At 55.7% G+C, this 24,639-nt stretch carries 13 protein-coding genes and 11 pseudogenes; 16 read left to right on the forward strand and 8 right to left on the reverse strand.

Features of this window, described 5'->3' with window-relative positions:
• Positions 1-97 precede the first annotated feature (97 nt).
• The 4 genes and pseudogenes from hemY to hemC form a co-directional block, all read right to left on the reverse strand.
• Positions 98-1,288 (reverse strand): annotated as a pseudogene (hemY, locus tag JZM30_RS19315) (protoheme IX biogenesis protein HemY).
• 2 nt (positions 1,289-1,290) lie between these two features.
• Positions 1,291-2,435, reverse strand: a pseudogene (gene hemX / locus JZM30_RS19320) (uroporphyrinogen-III C-methyltransferase).
• Positions 2,436-2,481: 46 nt separating this feature from the next.
• Positions 2,482-3,222: a uroporphyrinogen-III synthase gene (gene hemD / locus JZM30_RS19325; protein ID WP_252320745.1), complete on the reverse strand. Its 741-nt coding sequence runs from the start codon at positions 3,220-3,222 to the stop codon at positions 2,482-2,484.
• Complete coding sequence (hemC, locus tag JZM30_RS19330) at positions 3,219-4,160, reverse strand: hydroxymethylbilane synthase (protein ID WP_252320747.1); 942 nt, start codon at positions 4,158-4,160, stop codon at positions 3,219-3,221. Before hemC ends, hemD begins: the two co-directional genes overlap by 4 nt.
• Positions 4,161-4,501: 341 nt before the next feature.
• Here hemC and JZM30_RS19335 point away from each other — a divergent pair.
• Positions 4,502-7,069, forward strand: a pseudogene (locus JZM30_RS19335) (class I adenylate cyclase).
• Between the two features lie 41 nt (positions 7,070-7,110).
• On the opposite strand, the gene cyaY reads toward JZM30_RS19335, so the two are convergent.
• Positions 7,111-7,446 carry an iron donor protein CyaY gene (gene cyaY / locus JZM30_RS19340; RefSeq protein ID WP_252320749.1) on the reverse strand — a complete coding sequence of 112 codons (336 nt, stop codon included), beginning with the start codon at positions 7,444-7,446 and terminating at the stop codon, positions 7,111-7,113.
• Between the two features lie 77 nt (positions 7,447-7,523).
• On the opposite strand from cyaY, the gene lptM reads away from it, so the two are divergent.
• The 9 genes and pseudogenes from lptM (at position 7,524) to JZM30_RS19385 (ending at position 16,355) form a co-directional block, all read left to right on the forward strand.
• On the forward strand, positions 7,524-7,679 hold the full coding sequence (gene lptM / locus JZM30_RS19345; protein WP_286673669.1) for an LPS translocon maturation chaperone LptM: 156 nt from the start codon (positions 7,524-7,526) through the stop codon (positions 7,677-7,679).
• An 81-nt stretch (positions 7,680-7,760) separates the two neighbouring features.
• Positions 7,761-8,591, forward strand: a complete 831-nt coding sequence (dapF, locus tag JZM30_RS19350; protein WP_252320753.1) for a diaminopimelate epimerase — start codon at positions 7,761-7,763, stop codon at positions 8,589-8,591.
• The gene (locus JZM30_RS19355) at positions 8,588-9,292 is read left to right on the forward strand and encodes a DUF484 domain-containing protein (RefSeq protein ID WP_252320755.1); all 705 of its coding nucleotides are present in this window, start codon (positions 8,588-8,590) and stop codon (positions 9,290-9,292) included. Before dapF ends, JZM30_RS19355 begins: the two co-directional genes overlap by 4 nt.
• A pseudogene (xerC, locus tag JZM30_RS19360) lies at positions 9,289-10,204 on the forward strand (tyrosine recombinase XerC). Before JZM30_RS19355 ends, xerC begins: the two are co-directional and overlap by 4 nt.
• 11 nt (positions 10,205-10,215) lie before the next feature.
• Positions 10,216-10,920: pseudogene (yigB, locus tag JZM30_RS19365) on the forward strand (5-amino-6-(5-phospho-D-ribitylamino)uracil phosphatase YigB); the annotation flags it as partial.
• Between the two features lie 83 nt (positions 10,921-11,003).
• Positions 11,004-13,166 carry a DNA helicase II gene (gene uvrD / locus JZM30_RS19370; RefSeq protein WP_252320757.1) on the forward strand — a complete coding sequence of 721 codons (2,163 nt, stop codon included), beginning with the start codon at positions 11,004-11,006 and terminating at the stop codon, positions 13,164-13,166.
• 48 nt (positions 13,167-13,214) lie between these two features.
• Positions 13,215-13,955 carry a cyclase family protein gene (locus tag JZM30_RS19375; protein ID WP_252320759.1) on the forward strand — a complete coding sequence of 247 codons (741 nt, stop codon included), beginning with the start codon at positions 13,215-13,217 and terminating at the stop codon, positions 13,953-13,955.
• 399 nt (positions 13,956-14,354) lie between these two features.
• Positions 14,355-15,303, forward strand: a pseudogene (corA, locus tag JZM30_RS19380) (magnesium/cobalt transporter CorA).
• Between the two features lie 134 nt (positions 15,304-15,437).
• The gene (locus JZM30_RS19385; RefSeq protein ID WP_252320761.1) at positions 15,438-16,355 is read left to right on the forward strand and encodes an AbrB family transcriptional regulator; all 918 of its coding nucleotides are present in this window, start codon (positions 15,438-15,440) and stop codon (positions 16,353-16,355) included.
• On the opposite strand, the gene rarD is transcribed toward JZM30_RS19385, so the two are convergent.
• Together rarD and JZM30_RS19395 are read right to left on the reverse strand one after the other, a co-directional pair.
• Entirely contained in the window at positions 16,326-17,159 is an 834-nt protein-coding gene (rarD, locus tag JZM30_RS19390) for an EamA family transporter RarD (RefSeq protein ID WP_252320763.1), read from the reverse strand. The genes JZM30_RS19385 and rarD overlap by 30 nt on opposite strands.
• Positions 17,160-17,305: 146 nt before the next feature.
• A complete protein-coding gene (locus tag JZM30_RS19395) occupies positions 17,306-17,794 on the reverse strand; it encodes a thioesterase family protein (protein WP_438801526.1) in 489 nt (162 codons plus the stop codon).
• 206 nt (positions 17,795-18,000) lie between these two features.
• Here JZM30_RS19395 and pldA point away from each other — a divergent pair.
• From pldA to rhtC, 3 genes and pseudogenes are all read left to right on the forward strand, one after another.
• Positions 18,001-18,874, forward strand: a pseudogene (gene pldA / locus JZM30_RS19400) (phospholipase A).
• 128 nt (positions 18,875-19,002) lie between these two features.
• Entirely contained in the window at positions 19,003-20,826 is a 1,824-nt protein-coding gene (recQ, locus tag JZM30_RS19405) for an ATP-dependent DNA helicase RecQ (RefSeq protein ID WP_252320765.1), read from the forward strand.
• 41 nt (positions 20,827-20,867) lie between these two features.
• Positions 20,868-21,486 (forward strand): annotated as a pseudogene (gene rhtC, locus JZM30_RS19410) (threonine export protein RhtC).
• A 62-nt stretch (positions 21,487-21,548) separates the two neighbouring features.
• Here rhtC and rhtB read toward each other — a convergent pair.
• Positions 21,549-22,169 carry a homoserine/homoserine lactone efflux protein gene (gene rhtB, locus JZM30_RS19415; protein ID WP_252320767.1) on the reverse strand — a complete coding sequence of 207 codons (621 nt, stop codon included), beginning with the start codon at positions 22,167-22,169 and terminating at the stop codon, positions 21,549-21,551.
• Positions 22,170-22,383: 214 nt separating this feature from the next.
• Here rhtB and JZM30_RS19420 point away from each other — a divergent pair.
• From JZM30_RS19420 to glpB, 3 pseudogenes are all read left to right on the forward strand, one after another.
• A pseudogene (locus tag JZM30_RS19420) lies at positions 22,384-22,695 on the forward strand (serine aminopeptidase domain-containing protein); the annotation flags it as partial.
• Positions 22,670-23,387 (forward strand): annotated as a pseudogene (locus JZM30_RS19425) ((2Fe-2S)-binding protein); the annotation flags it as partial. The pseudogenes JZM30_RS19420 and JZM30_RS19425, both read left to right, overlap by 26 nt.
• Positions 23,377-24,639: pseudogene (glpB, locus tag JZM30_RS19430) on the forward strand (glycerol-3-phosphate dehydrogenase subunit GlpB). The pseudogenes JZM30_RS19425 and glpB, both read left to right, overlap by 11 nt.

Raw genomic sequence — 24,639 nt, forward strand, 5'->3', positions numbered from 1 at the left:
CGAATTATTTAGGGTATATTGCGTAACGGTATAAAAGAGAGTCTCTTTAGCTGATGGGATAGCGCTGCCCCAGAATGTGGGGCAGCGTGGAGCGCGATTAAGACGGGGTTTGTAGTGTGAGTAACAGCCCTTCGCGACGCATCTGTGCCGCTTCTTCCGGTTGGCGCAGATGATCAAAGGCATCGGCGCGCCAGGCGTAATCAAAGGCATCCGGGCGCAGCGCCAACGCCGCAGCAAACGCATCGCTGGCCTGCTGCCACTCCCCCTGTTTCAGCATTAACTGTCCCAGGGTACTGTGCAGTAACGCACTGTTATCGTGCTGTTTTAGCAACTGGCGCAGGAGTTTTTCCAACGAGGCCGGTTCGCCTGCGGCCAGATGTGGCATCAGCAGTACCAGACGTTCATCGTAGTGACGTTTCAATCCGTCGATCACAATCTGCTGGGCGGTATGGTGATCGTCGCAGGCAATAAGGTGTTCCGCCATCGCCACTTGCAATGGCAAATCTTGCCGCACCTTACGGCTTTGTTCCTTCCACCACTGCTTCAGGCCTTCGCTGCCGCCTTCCACCATCGCTTGTTACATCAGACCGAGCAGGGCGGATTGGCGCAATGCCTCCAACTCCTCCTCAGTACGAATCTGGGTTTTGCGCATGGCAGGCAGAATATCTAACAGCGCACCGTAAGCGTTGGTGCGTTGGGACGCCAGTTCCGCTAACCGTAATACTTCAGGATGGCGCGGTGCGTATGCCAGCAAACGATCGACGCCATGGCGTGCGGCGTGATCCTCATTACGAGCCAGTTGGATGCGTACGCGGGTGATGTCTACCGGCAACTGATCGGTGTCGGCCATTTCAGCCACTCGCTCCAGATACTGTCGGGTGCGAAATTCATCACCGCGCTGCTGCGCGGCTTCGGCGACCAGCAGATAGTTCACCACCGGTTGCTCTGCGTGATCCGCGTTACGCGTCAGCAGTTTTTCAACCTGGAGATAATCGCCCTCAGCCAGTTTAAGCAGGGCTGCTTTGGTCTGTTTTCTGGCGCGTGTGCGTTTACGGCCCAGGAACCAGCCGCGGGTGCGCGCGCCGGTGCGAAATACGCGGCGCAACAGCCACTCCAGCGCAAACAGGACGACCAACAGCAGCACCAGCATGATAACCAATCCGGTAACGCTGGTTTCGATGTTGTAGGTGTCGGTTTGCACCAGTACATAGCCCTGACGTCCTGCGAGCATCGGGCCAAGCACTACGCCAGCAATAAGGATCAGGAACAAGAACAGCACTTCCAGCATGATCAGCCCTCCTGTTGCTGCGCAGGCGATTGCGCCAGCAGATTACGCACTCGCGTTTGCATCAGTTTTTCCAGCAGCGGCTGGCTTTGCAGCGTAGTAGGAACATACAGAGAGACGGGCTGCTGGCTTAAGCTGTCAACCTGTTCCAGAAAGGCTTTGGTGCCGGGATCGCTGGTATCAAAATAGGCCCGCAATCAGGTGGATACCGCTTCCAGCGACTGTTTGAAGGTCTCGTTCTGATGACGCGGCACGGCCTGTGCGGCGGTCAGCAGGCGCGCTCGGATATTTTCACGCAGGTAGAAATCCTGATTCGGAGCCAGCGGGGGTTCGGCATTGCTGCCACGCCGGCGAATGGTAATAAAATCGGACATGAAGTTGTGCCAGCTTTTGCTCAGGTTCTGCCGCCATTCGCTGAGTGTGGCTGAAAGCTCGCCGTCGGTTTCATCCATTGGCGCATCATCGTCCTGGGTGTTATCGGCCAGACGCAGATTGTCGACCCGATCGGTTAACTGATTCACCCGCAAAATAATGCCGTCGAAATCCACCTGACCGACTGACGCCAGCGCGCTAATATCATTGGCAATGGCGCGGCGCAGTTCAAGCAGGCTAGGATCGTTCATGTCAGCCAGACTGCCATCGGCGCTTTTCAGCAGTGCGCCCGCGGTCAGTACATCCTTATCACTCTACAGCTTGCGCCCGGCCAGTTTGACCAGAAAATCCGCCTGTGCCAGCAGCCAGGTGCTGGTGTCGTGGTTGAAAAGGGCGGCCAGTTTCTGGCTAAGTTCGCTGGATTCCCTCGTGACCCCGTTCAACTGGTTCGTGGTGCTTCCTGCCACTGTTTTTGTTGTGCCAGCGCGGCCTGCCACGCCGTTTTATCCTGCTGATACTGTTGCTGTAGCGCTTCCAACTCGCCCTTCATTTGTGCCATGGACGCGGCGTTTTGTTTCTCCTGCTGCTGTCCGAGATAGTACACGCCTCCGCTTAACAGCAGGGCGATAGCAATGGCAATGCCACCCAGCACGCGGCCATGTCCCGCACGGTCCCGGCACGGTTCATCCGCTGACGCGGCGTCGGAGGACGAAAACGTGGCATCAGGGCGTTCTGTCACCGTTTCCGATGGGGTTGAAGGGGCATAGTGTTCTGTCATAATGGGCCATCCCATGGTCTGGTTTGTTGTACGGTTGGCCGTGCAGTCACGATAGCAGACGCACAAGCGCGTCGTTATCGGCATTGTCCGCGATAAGCACATCACGCCAGCCAAGCTGGCGTGCCTCTAGCGCCAACCGTTCGCTAACAACGATAACCTGGCAGTGGAGCAGCCAGGATTCGCGATAATAATGTGGCATCAGCGCATACAGCTGATGCAGCATATCGCCGCTGGTGATCACCAGACGATCGATACCGAGTTGCTGCCAATGTCGGCTCTGTTCCGGCCCATCATAATAGACCGGACTGCGCTGATAACATTCACAATAACTGACCTGTGCGCCGCGTTCAGCGAGCGTTGTTGCCAGCAGCTCTCTGCCGCCATTCCCTCGTAATAATAGCGCGTTTTTGCCACTAATATTTTGTAATTCTGGCAGTTGCAGCAGCATTTCGCTGGTTTCCCGCTCGGGCGGATAGGCAACGGCGCGAGAAGTGGCCTGATGCAGCGCCAGTGCGGTGGTACGTCCGATGGCGTAATAAACCGGGATGGCGGGCCAGGATAAACCCACTTGCGTGAGTGCGGCGGCGGCGTAACGCACGGCGTGCTGCGATAGCGCGAACAGCATATCGCCCTCGCGTAGCGCCGCCAGCCGTGCTGACAGGGAAGGCAATTCACTGCCGGGGGAAAAATCGATAAGTGGGCTATGACAAGCCGCGTGGCCGAGCTTGCGCAGTCGTTCCACCAGTGCCTCCCCCGCTGGCGACGGGCGGGTCACCAGAATGGTCATGATGAGCCTGCGCCCTGATAAACGGCGTGCATAATAGCGTCTGCGCCGTTGGCTAACAGCTCTTCAGCCAGATCGATGCCCATGCGTTCCGCTTCGCTGGCTGGGCCGATGCGCTCACCGCAAATCATCTTGCTGCCATCCGGTGCGCCAACCAAGACTCTTAGCCAGAGTTGCCCCGCATTGAGTTCAGCATAGCTGCCGATCGGGACTTGGCAGCCACCGTCGAGGCGAAGATTCATGGCGCGTTCAGCAAGAACGCGGCAGGCGGTATGTTCATGGTTGAGCGGTGCCAGCAGTTCGCGCACGCGGGCGTCATTTTCCCGGCATTCGATACCAATCGCACCCTGACCGACGGCGGGCAGCGACTCTTCCGGGGTGAGTGGCGTGCGGATGCGTTCTGACAGATTCAGACGCGACAGCCCGGAAACGGCCAAAATAATGGCGTCATAGTCGCCGTTATCCAGCTTGCTCAGGCGAGTTCCAACGTTCCCGCGCAAATCGCGGATGATCAGATCGGGTCGGCGAGCGCGCAACTGGCACTGGCGGCGCAGGCTGGAGGTGCCGACACAGCTTTCGAGCGGGAGATCGGCCACGCTGGCATACTGATTCGAAACAAAGGCATCGCGCGGATCGTCACGCTCACAAATGGTATACAGGCCAAGCCCATCGGGGAATGATACCGGCACATCCTTCATCGAGTGCACGGCGATATCCGCGCGGCCTTCCAGCAAGGCGCGCTCCAGCTCTTTAACAAACAGACCCTTGCCGCCCACTTTTGCCAGCGGCGTGTCCATGATAATGTCGCCGCGCGTCACCATGGGAACCAGTTCAACCTGCAACGTGGGGTAGTATTGCTGCAACTGTTGTTGCACATAATGAGCTTGCCACAGTGCAAGTGGGCTTTGTCTGGTGGCAATTCTAAGGGTGTTGTCTACCATGCTTAATACCGTTTTTATCATTTAGCGCCATCGTATCACTGAGACGCTCAGGTGTCAGCGTTCCGGCGCTGAAGGTGCTGGATAGCGACGGTAAGGTGCGTGTTTTCACCATGAGGTGGTGGGATCGCGGCGTAATCATGCCAGAAAGCGAGGGGCAATAAGAGAAAGTAAGCTAATCGTGGCTAACTTTCTTTAGTTTCTTTACGCTCAATGAGCAAGGTGTTAAATTGATCACGTTTCCAGCACTATCTTATCAGTCACTCCTCTAATTCTATTTCTGATGAGTTTGGAACACGGGGTTTTTTCTAGGCACTGGGATAATCAGGCGGACCGTCTTGTACTTGTACTTCTACTACTTCTACATCGAGACTTTGAAGCAGAGACTGGACGCGATCAACCAACTGCGAGTTGACCGCGCTCTGGAAGCAATGAAACCCGCTTTTCAGCAGGTTTATCGCCTTCTGCCCGTATTATTGCATCACCATCATCCGCTCATGCCGGGCTACCTTGAAGGTAAGGTTCCGCACGGTGTGTGCACCTTCACGCCTGATGAAAACCAACAGCGCTACATCGACAGCATTGAACTGCGCTGGGGAGAGATCCCTGCCATCAATTCCCAAGGCGAATTGCCGATTACCGGCGTTTACTCCATGGGCAGCACTTCGTCCATCGGCCAGAGTTGCTCTTCCGATCTGGATATCTGGGTGTGCCACCAATCCTGGCTAGACCACGAGGAGCACCAGCGCTTACAGCAGAAATGTACCCTGTTGGAGCAATGGGCTGCGGAGCAAGGGGTGGACGTCAGCTTCTTCCTGATTGACGAGAACCGTTTTCGCCACAATGAAAGTGGCAGCCTGGGCGGAGAAGATTGCGGCTCGACGCAGCATATCCTGTTGCTGGACGAATTTTATCGCACCGCCGTGCGCATGGCCGGTAAACGCCTGCTGTGGCATATGGTGCCGGTTGAAGAAGAAGAGCATTACGACGAATACGTCCTGTCGCTTTACGCGCAGGGTGCGCTTGCACCCAACGAGTGGCTGGACCTGGGCGGATTGAGTTCGCTCTCGGCGGAAGAGTATTTCGGCGCCAGTCTGTGGCAACTGTATAAAAGTATCGATTCCCCGTACAAAGCGGTACTGAAGACCCTACTGCTTGAGGCCTATTCCTGGCAATACCCTGACACGCGCTTGCTGTCGATGGATATCAAAGCCAGGCTGCACAAAGGGGAGATCGTGGCGTTTGGACTCGATCCTTATTGTATGATGCTGGATCGGGTAACCGAATACCTCACGCAAATTGAAGATCCCACGCGCCTCGATCTGGCGCGGCGTTGTTTTTATCTCAAAGTCTGCGAAAAACTGTCGCGCGAAAAAGCCTGCGTCGGCTGGCGGCGGCAGATCCTAAGCCGACTGGTGCAAGAGTGGGGCTGGAGCAGCGAACACCTTGCCATGCTGGATAATCGCGCCAACTGGAAAATTGAGCGCGTGCGTGAAGCGCACAATGAATTGCTCGATGCGATGATGCAAACCTATCGCAACCTGATCCGCTTTGCGCGGCGCAACAACCTGAGCGTGAGTGCCAGCCCGCAGGATACCGGTGTACTGACGCGTAAATTGTATGCCGCCTTTGAAGCGCTGCCGGGTAAAGTGACGCTGCTTAATCCACAAATTTCGCCTGACTTGTCCGAAGCGGATCTGACCTTTATCTACGTTCCGGCGGGTCGCGCCAACCGCTCTGGCTGGTATCTGTACAATCAGGCACCGTCTATGGATGCCATCATCAGCCATCAGCCGCTGGAATATAACCGCTATCTGAACAAACTGGTGGCGTGGGCCTATTTTAACGGGCTGCTGACGCCGAACACGCGCTTGCACATCAAGGGCAGTGAACAGATCGATATTGCCCGCCTGCGCGAGTTGGTGGATGACGTCTCCTGCCACTTCCCACTGCGTTTACCGGCACCTACGTCCAAGGTGCTGTACAGCCCGTGCGAAATTCGGCATCTGGCGATTATCGTCAATCTGGGGCACGATCCAACGGCGGCATTCCGCAATAATTAGGTGGTGCACTTTGATTTCCGCCATCTGGACGTGTTCAGTTTCGGCGAGCAGCAGCAGTGCCTGGTGGGCAGCATTGACCTGCTGTACCGCAATTCGTGGAATGAAGTGCTAACCCTGCATTTCAATGGCGAACAGTCAGTGCTTGAAGCGCTGAAAACCATTTTGGGTAAAATGCATCAGGATGCGGCGCTGCCGGAATCGCTGGAAGTGTTCTGCTACAGCCAACACCTGCGCGGTTTGATTCGCACGCGCGTGCAGCAGTTGGTGTCTGAGTGCATTGAACTACGCCTGTCCAGCACCCGACAAGAGCCGGGCCGTTTCAAAGCGGTAAAAGTGGCAGGGCAGACTTGGGGTATGTTCTTCGAACGCCTGAGCGTATCGGTGCAGAAGCTGGAAAATGCGGTGGAGTTCTACGGCGCGATGTCCAACAACAAACTGCAAGGGTTGCCCATGCAGGTGGAGACCAACCATATCCATCTGCCAGCGGTCATCGACGGCGTGGCGAGCGAAGGGATCATCCAGTTCTTCTTTGAAGATCTGCCGGAAGAGCAATGATTTAATATCTTTATTCTGGATGAGTCGAACCGCGTTGAGGTTTATCACCACTGTGAAGGCAGCAAGGAAGAGCTGGTACGTGACGTTAGCCGTTTTTACTCCTCGTCACATGACCGCTTTACCTATGGCTCCAGCTTTATCAATTTCAACCTGCCGCAGTTCTACCAGATTGTGCAGTTGGATGGACGGGCACAGGTGATTCCTTTTCGCAGTACGACGCTATCTCATTTGAACATATCGCCGGGCAAAGAAAGCGCGTCGCCCGCGATCAAACAGCGGCTGCACATGCTGTAACGCTCTGGTTGCCCTTGGTGGCAACAGGGCGTTTTCCCGCGTTAATCGAAAGAGACCTCCTCACCGGCCTGCGCACTGCATGCCTGCGCCAGCAGCGCAAAAAAGGATTCGCCGCTGCGATCGCAGATCCACTGTTCCTTCTGACCCTTGTCTGGCTGATACGTAAAGTGGTAGCCACCGGCTTTGGTCGCCAACCATACTTGATGCAGTTGCTCCTGGCGGTTGATGACAATCTTGCTGCCGTTTTCGAAACTCAGTGTCATCACGCCGCCGTTGGTTTCGTAATCGATATCGGCATCACCGTCGAAGTCGTCCAACGCTTCTTCGATCGTCAACATTAACGCATCCGCTAATTGATGAAACTCACTGTCGTTCATTTTCGATTCCTATTGCTTTTCATGATCCACCTGCGATTATAGAGAGCATGCATAGATGATTGACAGGTCTTAATGACATGAAGCAGGTATTTCGTTCATTTCCTCTGGCGCTGATGCTGCTGGGATTGGTGGGTTGCGGGTTGAAAGGGCCGCTTTATATGCCGAACGGTGAGCCGACCAACATCCCAGACTCACAGAAGAATACGCATCAAAAGCCGTCGATGCGTCCGTAACCGGCACGGTTGCATTTTAATCACGGATAACAGGTCACGATAGCAATTACCGCGCCCGGTTACATGAGCGGAGTCAGTATAATGCAGTTCGCTAAAATGCACGGTTTGGGCAATGATTTTATGGTTGTCGACGCCGTTACACAAAATGTCTATTTTTCGCCGGAGCTGATTCGCCGTTTGTCGGATCGCCAACGCGGGGTAGGGTTTGATCAATTGCTGGTGGTCGAGCCGCCTTACGATCCTGAGCTGGATTTTCACTACCGTATTTTCAATGCGGACGGCAGTGAAGTGGCCCAGTGCGGTAACGGCGCGCGCTGTTTCGCCCGTTTCGTGCGTATCAAAGGGCTGACCAACAAACGCGATATTGCGGTGAGTACTCATACCGGGCGCATGGTGCTCAGCGTCACAGATGATGAACTGGTGCGGGTGAACATGGGCGAGCCGGATTTTGAACCGCAGCGCGTGCCGTTTCGGGCCGCCAAGGCGGAAAAGACCTATATCCTGCGCGCCAGCTATAATACGGTGTTGTGCGGTGTGGTTTCAATGGGTAACCCTCACTGTGTGATTCAGGTTGACGATGTTGATACGGCCAATGTGGAAACCCTTGGCCCGGTGCTGGAAAGCCACGAGCGTTTTCCTGAGCGCGTCAACGTCGGGTTTATGCAGATTGTTGACAGTAGCCACATACGCCTGCGGGTCTACGAGCGTGGCGCGGGCGAAGGCGAAACGCAGGCTTGTGGCAGCGGTGCCTGTGCCGCCGTGGCGGTGGGCATTCAGCAAGGACTATTGGCGGATGAAGTTCGCGTCTCGTTACCGGGGGGCGATCTTGATATCCATTGGAAAGGGGTCTGGCATCCGCTTTATATGACCGGTCCTGCCACCCATGTCTATGATGGATTTATTCATTTATGAAGCAGGTCGAGGAACAGGCAGAACGCCAGAGCGCACTGAGTGACGAACTGATTTTGCAGTTCCTGCAACAGAACCCTGATTTCTTTATTCGCAATGCGCGGCAGGTCGAGCAGATGCACATTCCGCACCCGGTGCGGGGGACGGTCTCGCTGGTTGAATGGCAGTTAGCGCGCCAGCGGCACCACATTGCGCAGTTGGAAGAAGAGATCACCTTGCTGATGGAGCAGGCGCGCGGCAACGAAGTGTTGTTCCGTCGTCTGCTGGCGTTACAGACTGATTTGTCAGCGGCTACCGGGCTGCATGACTTGCTTGAACGCCTACAGCGCTGGGCACGCCAACAAGGGTTGGTTGGCGCGGATATTCGCCTGTTCAGTGATAAATGGCGTATCAGCGCGCCTTCGCGCTTTACCCATTTGGCGCTGTCGCGTTCGTTGTTTGAACCGCTGCGCATACAGCGTTTGCGTGACAGTAACCACTATCTTGGCAGCCTTAACGGGCCGGAACTGCTATTACTGCTACCGCAGGCGCGGCAGGTGGGCTCCGTAGCGCTGTCGCTGTTGGGAAAAAACGACTCGCTGGGCCTGGTGATTTTCAGTAGCCGTGACAGTCATCACTATCAAGACGGCATGGGTACCGTGCTGTTGCAACACCTGGCCAACCTGCTGCCGGATATGCTGGCGCGTTGGGTTGAACGGGCATGAGCGACGCCGCGCTGCCTTCACCATTGTTGACCTCGGTCGCAGCGTTTTTACGTTATTTGAAAGCGGAACGCCAACTCAGCCCGCTGACGCAGGAAAATTACTGCCGTCAACTAGGTGCCATTGCCGCCATGCTGGATGAAATGGGCATCACCGACTGGCACACGTTGGATGCGGCGGGGGTGAGATCAGTGGCTGCGCGCAGCAAACGCGGTGGGTTGCAAGCGGCAAGTCTGGCGCTGCGCCTTTCGGCACTGCACAGTTTTCTTGATTGGCAGGTGGCGCAAGGGGTGTTAACCGCCAACCCGGCGCGCGGTATTTCTGCGCCCAAAGCGGGCCGACATCTGCCGAAAAACATGGATGTGGATGAAATAAATCGCCTGCTGGAGATCGATCTCAACGATCCGCTTGCGGTACGTGATCGCGCCATGCTGGAAGTGATGTACGGCGCTGGCTTACGTTTGGCGGAAATGGTCAGTATGGAGTGCCGTCATGTCGATTTGGACGGCGGCGAAGTGTGGGTCGTGGGAAAGGGTAGCAAAGAGCGCAAGCTGCCGCTGGGGCGCACCGCCGTGCACTGGCTGCGTGAGTGGCTGGAACGCCGTGAGCTGTTTGGCCCGGAGGATGATGCCATCTTCATTACCCGACAGGGCAAGCGCATTTCGATGCGCAACGTGCAAAAGCGCTTTACCGAGTGGGGGATCAAGCAGGGGCTGAACAGCCACGTCCATCCGCATAAACTACGCCACTCTTTTGCCACCCATATGTTGGAATCAAGCGGTGACCTGCGCGGTGCAGGAACTGCTGGGGCATGCCAATCTTTCTACCACGCAAATTTATACCCATTTGGATTTTCAGCATTTGGCGACGGTGTACGATGCCGCACATCCGCGTGCCAAACGAGGGAAGACATGATGCATTTTTACCGTCCACTGGCACCGATAGCCGCCATGACGTTTGATTTAGACGATACGCTGTACGATAACCGTGAAGTAATTCAGCGCACCCAACTGGAATCGGTGCGCTTTCTGCAAGCCTTTCACCCTGCTCTGAGCGCGGTGCAGTCCAGCGATTTACAGCGTATTCGCGAAGCGCTGCGTGAACAGGAGCCGGAGATATACCATGATGTCACCGAGTGGCGTCGGCGGGCAGTCGCGCAATTGTTGTTGGAGGCGGGGCTGGATGCGGTGACGGCGAGCCAAGGTGCAGCGCAGGCGATGGCGCACTTTGCTCACTGGCGCAGCCAGATTACCCCGACGCAAGAAACCCATGATACGTTGCACGCCTTGTCCCAGCGTTGGCCGCTGGTGGCTATCACCAATGGCAATGCCGATCCCAGCCGCTTCGGGCTGGATCGCTACTTTCGGTTTATCTTGCGCGCGGGGCCGGACGGTAGCGCCAAACCCTTTGGTGATATGTACCATCGGGCAGCGCAGGCGCTGGGCGTGGCTCCGGGGCAGATTCTGCACGTGGGTGACGACTTGACCACCGACGTGGCCGGTGCGGTGCGTAATGGCTTGCAAGCGTGCTGGATTAACCTGCATGAAGGCAACCTGATGAAGATTGACGATGCGCGGCTATTGCCGCATGTGGAAATTTCACGGTTGGCATTGCTCACAACGCTGCTATAATTCTGCTAATTTAGCTGTATAAATCACCAGTGAAGTAAGTGCCACTGGGGTTACTGCTTGTCTGTTAACGGATAACTGTACCGATGGACGTTTCTAAACTTCTTGATGGCCTGAACAATAAACAGCGCGATGTGGTTGCCGCGCCGCGTGGAAATCTTCTTGTACTGGCGGGCGCCGGAAGCGGCAAAACGCGGGTGCTGGTGCATCGTATCGCCTGGTTGACGTCCGTTGAGCAGTGCTCACCCTATTCCATCATGGCGGTGACGTTTACCAACAAGGCGGCGGCGGAGATGCGCCACCGTATCGAGCATTTGATCGGCACCAGTCAGGGCGGCATGTGGATCGGCACTTTCCACGGTCTGGCGCACCGCCTGATGCGCGCTCACCATCTTGATGCCGGTTTGCCGCAGGATTTTCAGATTCTGGACAGTGAAGATCAACTGCGTCTGCTCAAGCGCCTGATTCGGGCGCTGAATCTGGATGACAAACAGTGGCCGGCGCGCCAGGCGATGTGGTACATCAATGGCAAGAAAGACGAAGGTCTGCGCCCACAGCATATCGAAAGCTATGGCAATCCCGTTGAGCAAACATGGCTCAAGGTATATCAGGCCTATCAGGAAGCGTGCGATCGCGCCGGACTGGTCGATTTTGCCGAACTCCTGCTGCGCGCTCACGAACTGTGGCTGAATAAACCCCATATTCTCAGTCACTACCGCGAGCGCTTCACCAATATTCTGGTGGACGAATTTCAGGATACAAACCGTATTCAGTACGCCTGGATCCGCATGCTGGCGGGAGACACCGCCAGCGTGATGATCGTCGGTGATGACGATCAGTCAATTTATGGCTGGCGCGGGGCGCAGGTGGAAAACATCCAGCTGTTTTTAAATGACTTCCCCAAAGCCGAAACCATTCGTCTGGAGCAGAACTATCGCTCCACCGGCAATATTCTTACTGCGGCTAATGCGCTGATTGCACACAACGGCGGGCGGTTGGGTAAAAACCTGTGGACGGAAGATGCGCAGGGGGACCCGATCTCCTTGTACTGCGCGTTTAACGAGCTGGATGAAGCCCGTTTTGTGGTTAATCGCATCAAGGTGTGGCAGGAAAATGGTGGTGCACTCAAGGAAAACGCCATCCTGTATCGCAGCAACGCCCAATCACGCGTGCTGGAAGAGGCCTTGCTACAACAGAACATGCCGTACCGGATTTATGGAGGCATGCGCTTCTTCGAACGTCAGGAAATTAAAGATGCGCTCGCCTATTTGCGCCTGATTGCCAACCGCAATGATGATGCTGCCTTTGAGCGCGTGGTGAATACCCCAACGCGCGGTATTGGCGATCGCACCTTGGATGTGGTGCGTCAAACCGCGCGCGATCGACAGGTGACGCTGTGGCAATCCAGCCGCGTGCTGTTGCAGGAAAAAGCGCTGGCAGGGCGAGCTGCTTCGGCGTTGCAGCGCTTCCTCGAGTTGGTGGAAGCACTGGCCTATGAAACCGCCGATTTGCCGCTGCACGTGCAAACCGACCGCGCTATCAAAGATTCCGGCCTGTGGCAGATGTATGAGCAGGAAAACAGCGAGAAAGGGCAAGCACGGGTAGAAAACCTGGAAGAACTGGTGACGGCAACGCGCCAGTTCAGCTATCAGGAAGAAGACATGGACCTGATGCCGTTGCAGGCGTTTCTCTCTCACGCGGCATTGGAAGCGGGGGAAGGGCAGACCGATGCTTATCAGGATGCGGTGCAACTGATGACGCTGCACTCCGCTAAAGGGCTGGAGTTTCCTCAGGTGTTTATCGTTGGCATGGAAGAGGGCATGTTCCCGAGCCAGATGTCGCTGGATGAGGGCGGGCGTCTCGAAGAAGAGCGCCGTCTGGCCTATGTCGGCGTGACGCGCGCCATGCAGAAGCTCACCCTGACCTATGCCGAAAGCCGGCGGTTGTACGGCAAGGAAACCTATCATCGCCCATCGCGTTTTGTTGGTGAACTGCCTGTCGAGTGCGTGGAGGAAGTGCGCCTGCGTGCCAGCGTGTCTCGTCCAGTCAATCACCAGCGCTTGGGTACGCCAGTGAGCCAAAGTGACAGCGGCTATGCCTTGGGCCAGCGGGTGCGCCATGACAAATTTGGCGAAGGGACCATCATCAATCTGGAAGGCAGCGGTGAGCATTGCCGTTTACAGGTTGCTTTCCAGGGACAAGGTATCAAGTGGCTGGTCGCCGCCTATGCGCGGTTGGAGACGGTATAGCGCAGGCATCAACACTGTCGCGTTTGACAGAAAAGGAGAGCAACCGGGATGACGTTAGACGAGATAATCACTGCCCTGCGTGGCAAGAAATGGGTAGACCTGACGCACAGCGTAACAGAATCAATCCCGATCTTTAGCGCGTTTCCCGGCGTGCAGCGTAACACGCTGTATACGGTTGAGCAGGACGGCTTTTTTGCCCAACAGCTCACCTTTGTAACCCAGACGGGTACGCACATTGATGCCCCTGCGCATTTTTCTCTGGGCAAACGCTGTCTGGATGGTCTTGCCAACAAGGCATTGTTGCTGCCGTTGCGCGTGATCCACAAGCAGGAGGCGGTGGCACAGGATGCCGACTATCGTCTCGGCGTGCAGGACATTGTGGATTTCGAGCAACAATACGGTCAGATCCCATCTGGTTGCTTTGTGGCGTTCGCCAGCGGTTGGAGCAAGCGCTGGCCGGATGCGCAGGCCTTTGCCAACAACGATGCCGAAGGCAATAGCCATACGCCGGGTTTGTCCATAGAGGCATTGCGCTTTTTGTTTGAACAGCGCCAGATTGCTGCCGTCGGCCATGAAACACTGGACACTGATGCCGCCGTGGATTTTCGTCGCAACAATGGGCTGATTGGCGAATTCTATGTGCTCGATCGCGATGCCTGGCAGGTCGAGGTGATGAACAACCTGGATCAGGTGCCTGCTGTCGGGGCGTATCTTCAGGTCAGCTTTCCCAATTTTGCCGGTGTGCCGGGCTTTCCGGTTCGGGCGATTGCCTATCTGCCTGACGATTAGTACTAAACGGCATGGAGGCGGCGTGGGAAAGTCACCTTCGCCGAATGTGCTTATCGTTCGAGGCAGAATTGAACAATTCGGGCATCTTTTAACTGTCACAGTTTAAAAGTTGACGGGCTTTTTCATCTCGGCGTAACATGCGCCCATCATTATTCCCGGAGGGCCCCGCCTTGGACACACCTAGTCGATACTGGCTCATTAATCAATTGATTACTAACCATTTCTAAGGCTTCCCGCTGTTATATCGGTAGCCCTGGTGGTTATCGGTGATGTTGTATCCCTCCGTCATCAAATTGAGTCAGCACCGTCGGTTCGAAACCTGTTGGTGCCCTGTCATCACCGTTTCTGTGCTTCAACGCGTCCGTCTTTCTCTGTTATCGCACTAGGAGCACATGGCCTATGCTGAGCGCATTTAAACTGGATAACTGCCGTTTATCCCGTCTGGAACTGGACGACACCGATGATATTGCCGCCTCCGTGTGGGTGGATTTGGCCGAGCCTGAAGATGAAGAGCGTGAGCTGGTGCAAAACCGGTTGGGGCAGAGCCTGGCAACGCGCCCTGAACTGGAAGATATCGAAGCATCGGCTCGTTTCTTCGAAGACGAAGACGGCCTGCATATCCACTCCTTTTTCTTCTTCGAAGACGCGGACGATCACGCTGGAAACTCCACCGTGGCATTCACTATTCGCGACGGGCGTTTGTACACGCTGTGTGAGCGCGAGTTACCGGCCTTTCGTCTGTACCGGATGCGCGCGCAACCAGACGCTGGTAGACGGTAACGCCTACGAACTGTTGCTCGATCTGTTTGAACCCAAGATTGAACAGCTGGCCGATGAAATCGAAAACATCTATAGTGATCTGGAATCGCTCAGTCGCGTGATCATGGAAGGGCGTCAGGGCGAAGAGTACGACGAAGCGCTCTCGACGCTGGCGGAATTGGAAGACGTGGGTTGGAAGGTACGCCTGTGTTTGATGGATACCCAACGTGCGTTGAATTTTCTGGTACGTCGCGCGCGCCTGCCGAGCGGGCAACTGGAACAGGCGCGCGAGATCCTGCGCGATATCGAATCCCTGTTGCCGCACAATGAATCTCTGTTTCAGAAGGTTAACTTCCTGATGCAGGCGGCGATGGGCTTTATCAATATCGAGCAGAGCCGCATTATCAAGATCTTCTCGGTGGTTTCCGTGGTGTTTCTGCCGCCGACGCTGGTGGCGTCCAGCTATGGGATGAACTTTGAGTTTATGCCGGAACTGCACTGGTCGTTTGGTTACCCGGTGGCTATCGTGCTGATGATCCTGGCAGGATTGGCTCCGTATCTCTACTTCAAGCGCAAAAACTGGCTGTAACCATAGTGCTATGCTTCCCGGCGTAAGCCGGGAACGCGCTCATTTTTGGCTTCTACGATCATTTCCATATTCATTAGCCCTCCCTTCTGTTTAGAATGAAACCTCTACAGGTATTGTCATATCAGGTTGTCGCTATGGGAAGGGTTTCGCCCTTGGCGCAGTGGGGAGTGCTGTTGGTTGCTTCTCTGCTGCTGGGGTTGGTATTGCAGTGGTTACATGTTCCGGCCGCGTTTCTGTTAGGGCCGATGATGGTCGGCGTCGCCGTGGGGTTGAAAGGGGCGACGATCCGTATGCCTCCTGCGTATTTTTGGGCCGCTAATGCCATCCTTGGCTGTCTGGTGGCGCAGAGCCTTTCCCTCTCTATCTTGAGCCCGCTGTTGCAAGAATGGCCGTTAGTGTTGGGCATTTTGGTGGCAACCCTTGCCGCCAGCGGCTTTTCTGGCTGGTTACTGGTCAAGTTCAGCGCCTTGCCCGGCACCACTGGGGCCTGGGGCGCATCACCCGGCGGTGCCTCGGCCATGGTTGCTATGTCGAGCGAATTTGGTGCCGACGTGCGTCTGGTGGCGTTTATGCAATACCTGCGCGTGCTGTTGGGGCGCTGGCTGCGCCTGCCGTCCGGCGCACTGCTGGGGCCGATGATCCTCGGTGCCGCGCTACACTCGACGGGTACGCTGACGCTGCAAACGCCGGAGTGGATACTGTCATTGGCCTATGCATTTATCGGTTGGAGTGTGGGCTTAAGCTTTACTCGCCCGATTTTTCTGCTGGCCATCCGCACCTTGCCACAGATGATGGCCTCTATCGTCGGCCTGATGGTACTGTGTGGATGGATGGCTTACGAGGTAACGCTGTTGCTGTCGGTGGATATTCTTACCGCCTATCTGGCGACCAGCCTTGGTGGGCTGGACTCCATTGCGGTCATTGCAGCGGGCAGTAACGTTGACATGGCTTTTGTGATTGCAATGCAAACCCTGAGGCTGTTTTCGACGCTGCTGTTTAGCCCGGTGTTGTCACGCCACATCTCACGCCACACGGCGCTGAACGCGACGTAATTTCCGCTGGGCGATGAGGGCATCGATGATAAACAGCGCCAGCGCCGCCCAGATAAAGCCAAATGCCACCATTTTGTCGCTGCCGAGCGGTTCGCCATAGAGCGTGACAGCGATGATAAACATCAGCGGCACGGTGGTCACGATGCCTGCGCTGACCAACAGCAGATTGAGCGTCGCACTGTTATTGCCAAGGTGGCTGCTCGGTGTATCGGCGATAAAAAACAAATAGATAATTGCCGCAGGCAGCAACCACAGGGTTTCAATCAGCATGCCGGTCTGGTCGTCTACGCCGAGTTTCTTACGCAACAGGCCATAGATCGCAAAACTAAAGGCCAGCGCCAGAGCAATCACCGGCACGGAGCCAAACTGCCATAGCTGAATCAACACGCCGCTGAACGCCAACAGTACCGCGCACCATTGCAGGCGGCGGAAGCGCTCACCGAGAAAAATCATTCCCAGCATCACGTTAACCAGTGGATTGATAAAATAGCCCAGGCTGGCTTCCAGAATGTGATTATGGTTTACAGCCCAAATGTAGAGCAGCCAGTTGCCGCCCACCAGCACGGCGGTCAGTGCCAGCATCAGCAGCGTTTTGGGTGATCCCATGACGTGTTGTACCTGACGCCATTTGCGGCTGATGCTCACCAAAACTAGCATGAAGAGAAACGACCAGATAATCCGGTGCGTAAGAATTTTTGTGGCAGGCACTGCGCTAATCAGCTTGAAGTAGACGGGTGCGATGCCCCAAATGAAATAGGCACCAAGAGCGAATAACACACCCTGGCGTGATTGCTGTTCATTCATGTGGAAGGCTTACTCAACGGACTGAAGAGGGAGTACTGTACGCGAAACCGCAGTGACTTTCATCTTTCCTTCCCGTTTTGGTGCTTCGTTTTTGTAAAATAGGATTATTCAGCCTTTTATATCGTTACTGTGCGAATAATTCGGCGTTATCCGACGATATAGGTGGCCGTGGCGGTGGCTATATGCACCTGTGCCTCGTTGTGCAAATAGGCGCGCGCCACGGCGATTTTATTGCCGCCACGCAGCAGCGTGCTGGTCAGGGTAAAGTGCTCGCCGCGGCCCGGGCGCAGATAGTCCACGCGCAGATCAATGGTGCCCATGCGTGCCAGTCGCTGGTGAAATTCCTGAACGCTGATACTGTGGTGCCGTAACAGCGCGCTGCCAACCCAGGCCAGCCCGGCGGCGATCACACCGCCGTGGAGAATTTTTTGCAACGCATTGCCGACCAATCGCTCCTGACGATCAAACACCAAAATGGCATGGTCGGCTTCAAACTCACGCAGTTCAAGCCCCAGTTCCCGGTTGAAGGGCATCTGATAAATAAATATGTCGCTGACGCGTTGGCGAACGCTCTCCTGAGGCAGCATGGCATCAGGGGGAAGCGAGTCATCCTGCTGGACAAGCGGTAATGACATAGCGGGCGGCCCCCAGTAACGATCGGAACAGAGAATAAGAATAGTTTAACGTTAAATTTTTGTTTGTTTTATGAGGCGTTTCTGTTTCTTTTGAGAAAAACATGAATAACTAGGAAGTGGATGATTCAAGTACAGATTATGAAGCTAGAATAATAACGAGCGTGTCTATCATTTTTCCTTACTTTCATGTTGGTCGGAGATACCGTATGCGCAAAATTGCGGGTGTAGTGGCGCTCTTGTTGGCGGCACAAGTTCAGGCAGAAGAAGCAAAAGTTCAAGTTGTACACGACAGGCCCGCAGTGCGTGGCAGCATTATTGCCAATTTGCTGCAAGACCATGATAACCCTTTTATCCTTTATCCTTTATCCTTACGAAAGCAAATATCTGCTTTATACCTACACCACCAACATCAATAAACAAGCGATCAGCAGTTACGACTGGGCCAAAGAAGCGCGTAAAGATGAAGTGAATTTCCAGTTGAGTCTGGCCTTCCCCATCTGGCGCGGCATCATGGGCGACAATTCGCTGTTGGGAGTCTCTTATACCCAGCAATCCTGGTGGCAGATGTCGAATGCCGATGAATCCTCACCGTTTCGTGAAACTAACTATGAACCACAGATATTTCTTGGCTGGGCGACCGATTACAGTTTGGGCGGATGGACATTGCGCGATGTGGAAGTGGGGCTGAATCATCAATCTAACGGCAAGGCAGATCCAACTTCGCGCAGTTGGGATCGCGTCTATATGCGCCTGATGGCGCAAAACGGCAACTGGAAGGTGGATCTTAAACCCTGGTTCCTGATCCCCGACCGCAAGGATGACAACCCGGATATCACCAAGTATCTGGGGTATTATCGAGTTCGTGTTGGCTACGTCTGGGGCGACAGTATTTTCAGCGTCGCAGGGCATTACAACTGGAACAGCGGTTACGGCAACGCAGAGTTGGGGTGGAGCTATCCGATAACCAGGCATGTACGCTTCTATACCAAGGTGTTTAGCGGCTACGGCGAATCGATGATCGACTACAACCATCGGCAGACGCGTTACGGTGTCGGTGTGATGTTGAACGATATCTTTTGAGGCGCGTTTTCAGAAAAAATAATTCTCGTGGTCAAAAGATTGCAGTTTTTATCACAGGCGCTGAAAATAGCGCCTGTTTGATTTTATCGGCCACGGGCTGATGTGATGCAAAGAGGATCGGGGAACGCGTGTCTACGGCGGAAGTGTTAAATAAGGAAGCGTTAGCGGCTCAGGTTCTACGCGATACGTTCGGTTATCAGCAATTCCGTCCCGGTCAGGATGCGGTCATTCGGGCTGCGGTCAACGGTCAGGATTGTCTGGTGATCATGCCGACCGGGGGCGGGAAATCGCTGTGCTACCAGATCCCCGCATTGGTGCTGGATGGCCTGACGTTGGTGGTGTCTCCGCTGATCTCTTTGATGAAAGACCAGGTGGATCAGCTTCTTGCCTACGGCGTGACTGCCGCCTGCCTGAACTCGACCCAGACTCGTGAGCAGCAGTGGGACGTGATGACCCGCTGTCGCAGCGGTGAAATCAAGCTGCTGTATATCGCGCCGGAGCGTTTAACCACGGACAGCTTCTTTGACCAGCTTGCTCGGTGGAATCCGGCACTGATTGCCATCGACGAAGCGCACTGTATCTCCCAGTGGGGGCATGATTTCCGCCCGGAATACCGCGCCCTTGGGCAAATCAAGCAGCGTTTCCCCACGCTGCCAGTGGTTGCCTTGACGGCCACCGCCGACGACGCTACGCGCAGTGATATTGTGCGCCTGCTCGATCTGCACGAACCGCATATTCACCTGAGCAGCTTCGACAGGCCCAATATCCGCTATACGCTGGTGGAGAAATTTAAACCGCTCGATCAACTGTGGATGTTTGTGCAGGGTCAGCGCGGTAAAAGCGGCATCATTTATTGCAACAGCCGGGCGAAGGTAGAGGATATCAGTGCGCGTCTGCAAAATCGTGGCCTCAGCGTGGCGGCCTATCATGCTGGCTTGGACAACGAACGGCGTGCGCAGGTACAGGAAGCGTTTCTACGTGACGATTTGCAAGTGGTGGTAGCCACCGTCGCCTTTGGCATGGGTATTAACAAACCCAACGTGCGCTTTGTGGTGCACTTTGATATCCCACGCACGATCGAATCCTACTATCAGGAGACCGGGCGTGCCGGGCGAGATGGCCTGCCTGCGGAAGCCGCGCTCTTTTACGATCCGGCTGACATGGCGTGGTTGCGCCGCTGCCTTGAGGAAAAAACGCCGGGCCAGCAGCAAGAAATTGAACGACACAAGTTGAACGCGATGGGGGCGTTCGCGGAGGCGCAAACCTGCCGCCGTCTGGTGTTGCTTAACTATTTTGGTGAAGGGCGGCATGCCCCTTGCGGTAACTGTGATATCTGCCTCGATCCACCTAAGCGCTATGATGGCCTGGTGGATGCGCAAAAGGCGCTCTCCTGCGTATATCGGGTGGGGCAGCGCTTTGGCCTGGGCTATGTGGTGGAAGTGCTGCGCGGGGCTAATAACCAGCGTATTCGCGAATGGGGACACAACAAGCTGCCTGTGTACGGCATTGGCCGTGAGCAATCGCATGAGCATTGGGTCAGCGTGCTGCGCCAACTGATTAACCTGGGGTTCCTCACGCAAAATATTGCATTGCACTCAGCGGTACAACTGATCGAATCGGCCCGTCCGGTGCTGCGCGGTGAGATACCTTTGCAGTTGGCGGTACCTCGCGTGGTTAACCTGAAGCCGAAAGCGAACCAAAAATCGTACACCGGGCTTTACGATCGCAAGCTGTTTGCCAAACTACGCAAAGTCATTGCTGATGAGGGCGATATCCCGCCTTATGTGGTGTTCAGTGATGCCACGCTGCTGGAAATGGCCGATCGCTTGCCGTCACCGGCAAGCGAATTGCTGACGATTAACGGCGTCGGGCAGCGTAAACTGGAGCGATTCGGTACGCAATTTATGTCGCTGATCCGTGAACATCTGGACGATGGTGACGATGTGCTCTGATCGGACTTGAATTTCTAGACTCTGTGGTAAAAAAGGAAAATATCATGATGTTGTTTTTGACCGTGGCGATGGTGCACTTCGTGGCATTGATGAGCCCGGGACCGGATTTCTTTTTTTGTTTCCCAGACGGCGGCGGGTCGCTCGCGCAAAGAAGCCATGATGGGCGTTCTGGGGATTTCTCTGGGGGTAATGGTGTGGGAGGCCATTGCGTTGATGGGGTTGCACCTGTTACTGCAAAAAATGGCGTGGTTGCACGATGCTATTACCATCGGCGGTGGATTGTATCTGTGCTGGATGGGATGGCAGATGTTGCGCGCAGCGCGTCGCAAAGGGGAGCTGCAAACGGTTGAAACGGTAGAGCTGCCTTCGAAAGGGAAAACCTTTATGCGCGGTTTGCTGACCAACCTCGCCAACCCGAAAGCGCTTATCTATTTCGGCAGCGTATTCTCTCTGTTTGTGGGCGACAGCGTTGGCACCAGTGCGCGCTGGGGGCTGTTTGCATTAATCTCTCTGGAAACGCTGCTGTGGTTTAGCCTGGTGGCAATGGTGTTTGCCTTGCCTGCAATGCGCCGCGGCTATCAGCGTTTGGCTAAATGGATTGATGGTCTGGCGGGGGTGCTGTTTACCGGCTTTGGGCTGCATCTGATTATTTCGCGCTAAGCGAGCATGGCGTAGCACTCCCGCTGTTTTGTCCTCGCCGCCGGTTGGCGGCGAGTGACGGATTACACCTTACGCGCCGTTGCCAGTAGCGCGCCGACCAGCATAAACAACGAGCCAAACAGCCGGTTGAGCAGGCGGATTTGGCGCGGCCCTTTCAGCCATACAGCAATGCGAGTGGCGAGCTTGGCGTAACCGACCATCACCACAATATCGACCGCCACAGTGGTCACCCCCAAAATCAGATACTGAGCAACCTGCGGCTGATGCGGCACGATAAACTGTGGGAACAGCGCCACCAGAAAAACGATGCTTTTCGGGTTGGTAAGGTTGACCAGAACGGCACGACGAAACAGCTGGCGGCGGGGCAGGGTGCCCGCCAGCGCATGCAGATCGAGTGAACCAGCCGCGCGCCACTGCTGGATACCGAGCCAGATCAGATAAGCGGCACCGAGCCATTTCAGAATGTCAAAAGCCAGCAGCGATTGCGATAGCAGCGCGCCAAGACCGATACCTACCAATACGATATGGATAGCCGGCCCGACTTGCAGACCGGCGATGGATGCCGCCGCACCGCGATAGTCGTGACTGATGGCAGTGCTCATGGTATTGGTAGCACCGGACCCCGGAGAAAGGCTGAGAATAAGCGTTGTGAGAAGATAGGTTAACCACCAGTCGAGGGTCATAGCTGCTTCCTGATTGCATGTTGTTGCATTGGCATTGTTTGCGATCGCCGCAACGGAGACTGAAGGGTTTACCGATGCGTTACGTGGTTAAACATTGCGACCGAATGTGCCACAATACGCCATTGCTGATTGTTGTGCCAGCGATCACAAAACTCTCTGGTAGTCCCCGCGTGGCAGGGGGCTAGCGCGGTGCCGTGCAGCAAGGAGAAACGTGATGTCACCCGAAATTTCCGGCCTATTATTAAGAGAAAAACAGTTTTCTGCCTTTTTCACCGGGACGCTGTTGGATTTCTGGCGTCAGCGTGAAGAGGGGGAATTTCCCGGCGTTGATGATGTGCCGATCCGCTTTGTACGCTTTACCGCTCCAGAGCACACGCGTTTGGTGGTGGTGTTTTCCGGCCGCATCGAAAGCTATGTAAAGTATGGTGAAGTCGCCTACGATTTGTTCCAGGCGGGTTATGATGTGCTGATCATGGATCATCGCGGCCAAGGGTGCTCCGGGCGTCCGTTCGCTGGTGGCAAGCGACTATGATCCGAGCTGGCGCAGCGTAAGTCGCGGCATCGTGTTGCTTGACCATGCCAGTCGCGACGGGTTGGAAGGGTTTGTCACCATTACCGGCGGCAAATTAATGACGTACCGCCTGATGGCGGAGAGGGTCACCGACAAGGTGTGTGAAAAGCTGGGGCACAGTGCGCGCTGCACCACAGCGGAACGACCACTGCCGGGCTCCTCCAGCGCGTCTACGCAACAACCTGCTGCCGCAACGTCTGGCACGCGCGCATTTTCTGCACCGCTGCGCGGGTCCGCGATTTACCGCCACGGCGATCGCGCCGCGCGCGTGTTGTCTGGCGAGTATGCCGACAGCAGTCTGGTGTGCGAATGCGAAGCGGGGACGGCGGGGGAAGTTCGCTATGCCGTGTAAGCACTAAAGGTTAACAACCTGATTGATCTGCGGCGGCGTACCCGTGTCGGGATGGGAACCTGCCAAGGCGAGCTTTGTGCGTGCCGTGCCGCCGGATTACTGTGCAAGCTGGGGCAATCGACACCGCCGCAAGCGTTGGCGCAGTTAAGTCAGTTTTTAAATGAGCGCTGGAAAGGCAGTTCGCCCCATCGCATGGGGTAACGCGTTGCGTGAAAGCGAATTCACCAGTTGGGTGTATCAGGGCTTGTGTGGGCTGAGTATTGAGGATCAGCAGGAGGAACAACATGCGGTATGACGTCGTCATTATCGGTGGCGGGTTAGCCGGGCTCACCTGCGGTATTCGTTTGGCGGAGCAAGGAAAACACTGCGCCATTGTCAGCTCATGACAAAGCGCTTTGCATTTCTCTTCGGGATCGCTGGATCTGCTGTCCTTTCTGCCCGATGGTGAGCCGGTTCACCATCCCCTTGAGGCGCTGTCAGCGCTGGCAAGTCAGGCTCCCGAGCATCCCTATTCGCTGATGGGTGAGGCCGCTGTACGCCGTTGGGTGCCAGAAGCCGAAGCCTTATTGGCGCGCTGTGGCGCGACCATGACGGGCAGCCATCAACAAAACCACCTGCGTTTGACGCCGCTCGGAAAATATCGCCCGTGCTGGCTGAGTCCACCGGAAATTGTCACGCGGGAACAGGGCAAACCGCTGGCATGGCGTGCTCCGCTGATTGTGGGCATTGAAGGCTTTCTGGATTTCCAGGCCTCTATCGTGGCTGATGCGCTGCAAACGCAGGGCATTGCGGCAAAGAGTGCCGATTTACGTCTACCCGCGTTGGATCGTCTGCGCGGTAACCCCAGCGAGTTCCGTGCGGTAAATATTGCTCGCGTGCTGGATCTGCCGGAAAACGCCAGCGCATTGCTGGCGGAATTGACGCGGTTGAGCGCTCATCACGATGCCGTCATTTTACCGGCTTGCCTGGGACTGGATACGCCGGATGCCGTGGCTATGCTGCAAAGTGCCTTGGGCAAACCTGTCAGTCTATTGCCGACACTTCCTCCGTCGTTACCAGGGGTTCGCTTGCATCAGGCGATAGTGCGCCGTTTCCGCCAATTGGGCGGCATGGTGATGCCGGGCGATAAAGTCGAGCGTGCCGTCCTGGGGGCAACAGAAAAGGCGCTTTATACCCGTAATCATGTCGAGATCCCGTTGCGGGCTCAGCAGGTGGTGCTTGCCAGCGGTAGCTTCTTTAACAACGTGCTGGTGGCAGAGTGTGATCGCGTTGTGGAGCCGGTGTTTGGTTTTGATGTGCACTATGCCGCACTGCGTAGCGACTGGAGCCGGAAACAGGTACTGGCACCTCAGCCGTATCGCCTGTTCGGTGTGAAAACCGACGAGAAGCTGCGCCCGCGTATCAAGGGCATCACGGTGCCCGGCGTCTATGCGATTGGCGCAGTATTGGCAGGGTTTGATCCTCTGGCGCAGGGCTGTGGCGCGGGGGTATCTTTATTGAGCGCGTTGTCGGTTGCCGATACGTTGCTGCAAGGGGAGGTTGCATGA

The organism is Candidatus Symbiopectobacterium endolongispinus, from assembly GCF_018777385.1.
GTDB classification, from domain to species: domain Bacteria; phylum Pseudomonadota; class Gammaproteobacteria; order Enterobacterales; family Enterobacteriaceae; genus Symbiopectobacterium; species Symbiopectobacterium endolongispinus.

Bases quoted from the DNA above. Each gene is read 5' to 3' on its own strand.
- hemD (WP_252320745.1), bottom strand. From the start codon at position 3,222: ATGACCATTCTGGTGACCCGCCCGTCGCCAGCGGGGGAGGCACTGGTG.
- hemC (WP_252320747.1), bottom strand. From the start codon at position 4,160: ATGGTAGACAACACCCTTAGAATTGCCACCAGACAAAGCCCACTTGCA.
- cyaY (WP_252320749.1), bottom strand. From the start codon at position 7,446: ATGAACGACAGTGAGTTTCATCAATTAGCGGATGCGTTAATGTTGACG.
- lptM (WP_286673669.1), top strand. From the start codon at position 7,524: ATGAAGCAGGTATTTCGTTCATTTCCTCTGGCGCTGATGCTGCTGGGA.
- dapF (WP_252320753.1), top strand. From the start codon at position 7,761: ATGCAGTTCGCTAAAATGCACGGTTTGGGCAATGATTTTATGGTTGTC.
- JZM30_RS19355 (WP_252320755.1), top strand. From the start codon at position 8,588: ATGAAGCAGGTCGAGGAACAGGCAGAACGCCAGAGCGCACTGAGTGAC.
- uvrD (WP_252320757.1), top strand. From the start codon at position 11,004: ATGGACGTTTCTAAACTTCTTGATGGCCTGAACAATAAACAGCGCGAT.
- JZM30_RS19375 (WP_252320759.1), top strand. From the start codon at position 13,215: ATGACGTTAGACGAGATAATCACTGCCCTGCGTGGCAAGAAATGGGTA.
- JZM30_RS19385 (WP_252320761.1), top strand. From the start codon at position 15,438: ATGGGAAGGGTTTCGCCCTTGGCGCAGTGGGGAGTGCTGTTGGTTGCT.
- rarD (WP_252320763.1), bottom strand. From the start codon at position 17,159: ATGAATGAACAGCAATCACGCCAGGGTGTGTTATTCGCTCTTGGTGCC.
- JZM30_RS19395 (WP_438801526.1), bottom strand. From the start codon at position 17,794: ATGTCATTACCGCTTGTCCAGCAGGATGACTCGCTTCCCCCTGATGCC.
- rhtB (WP_252320767.1), bottom strand. From the start codon at position 22,169: ATGACCCTCGACTGGTGGTTAACCTATCTTCTCACAACGCTTATTCTC.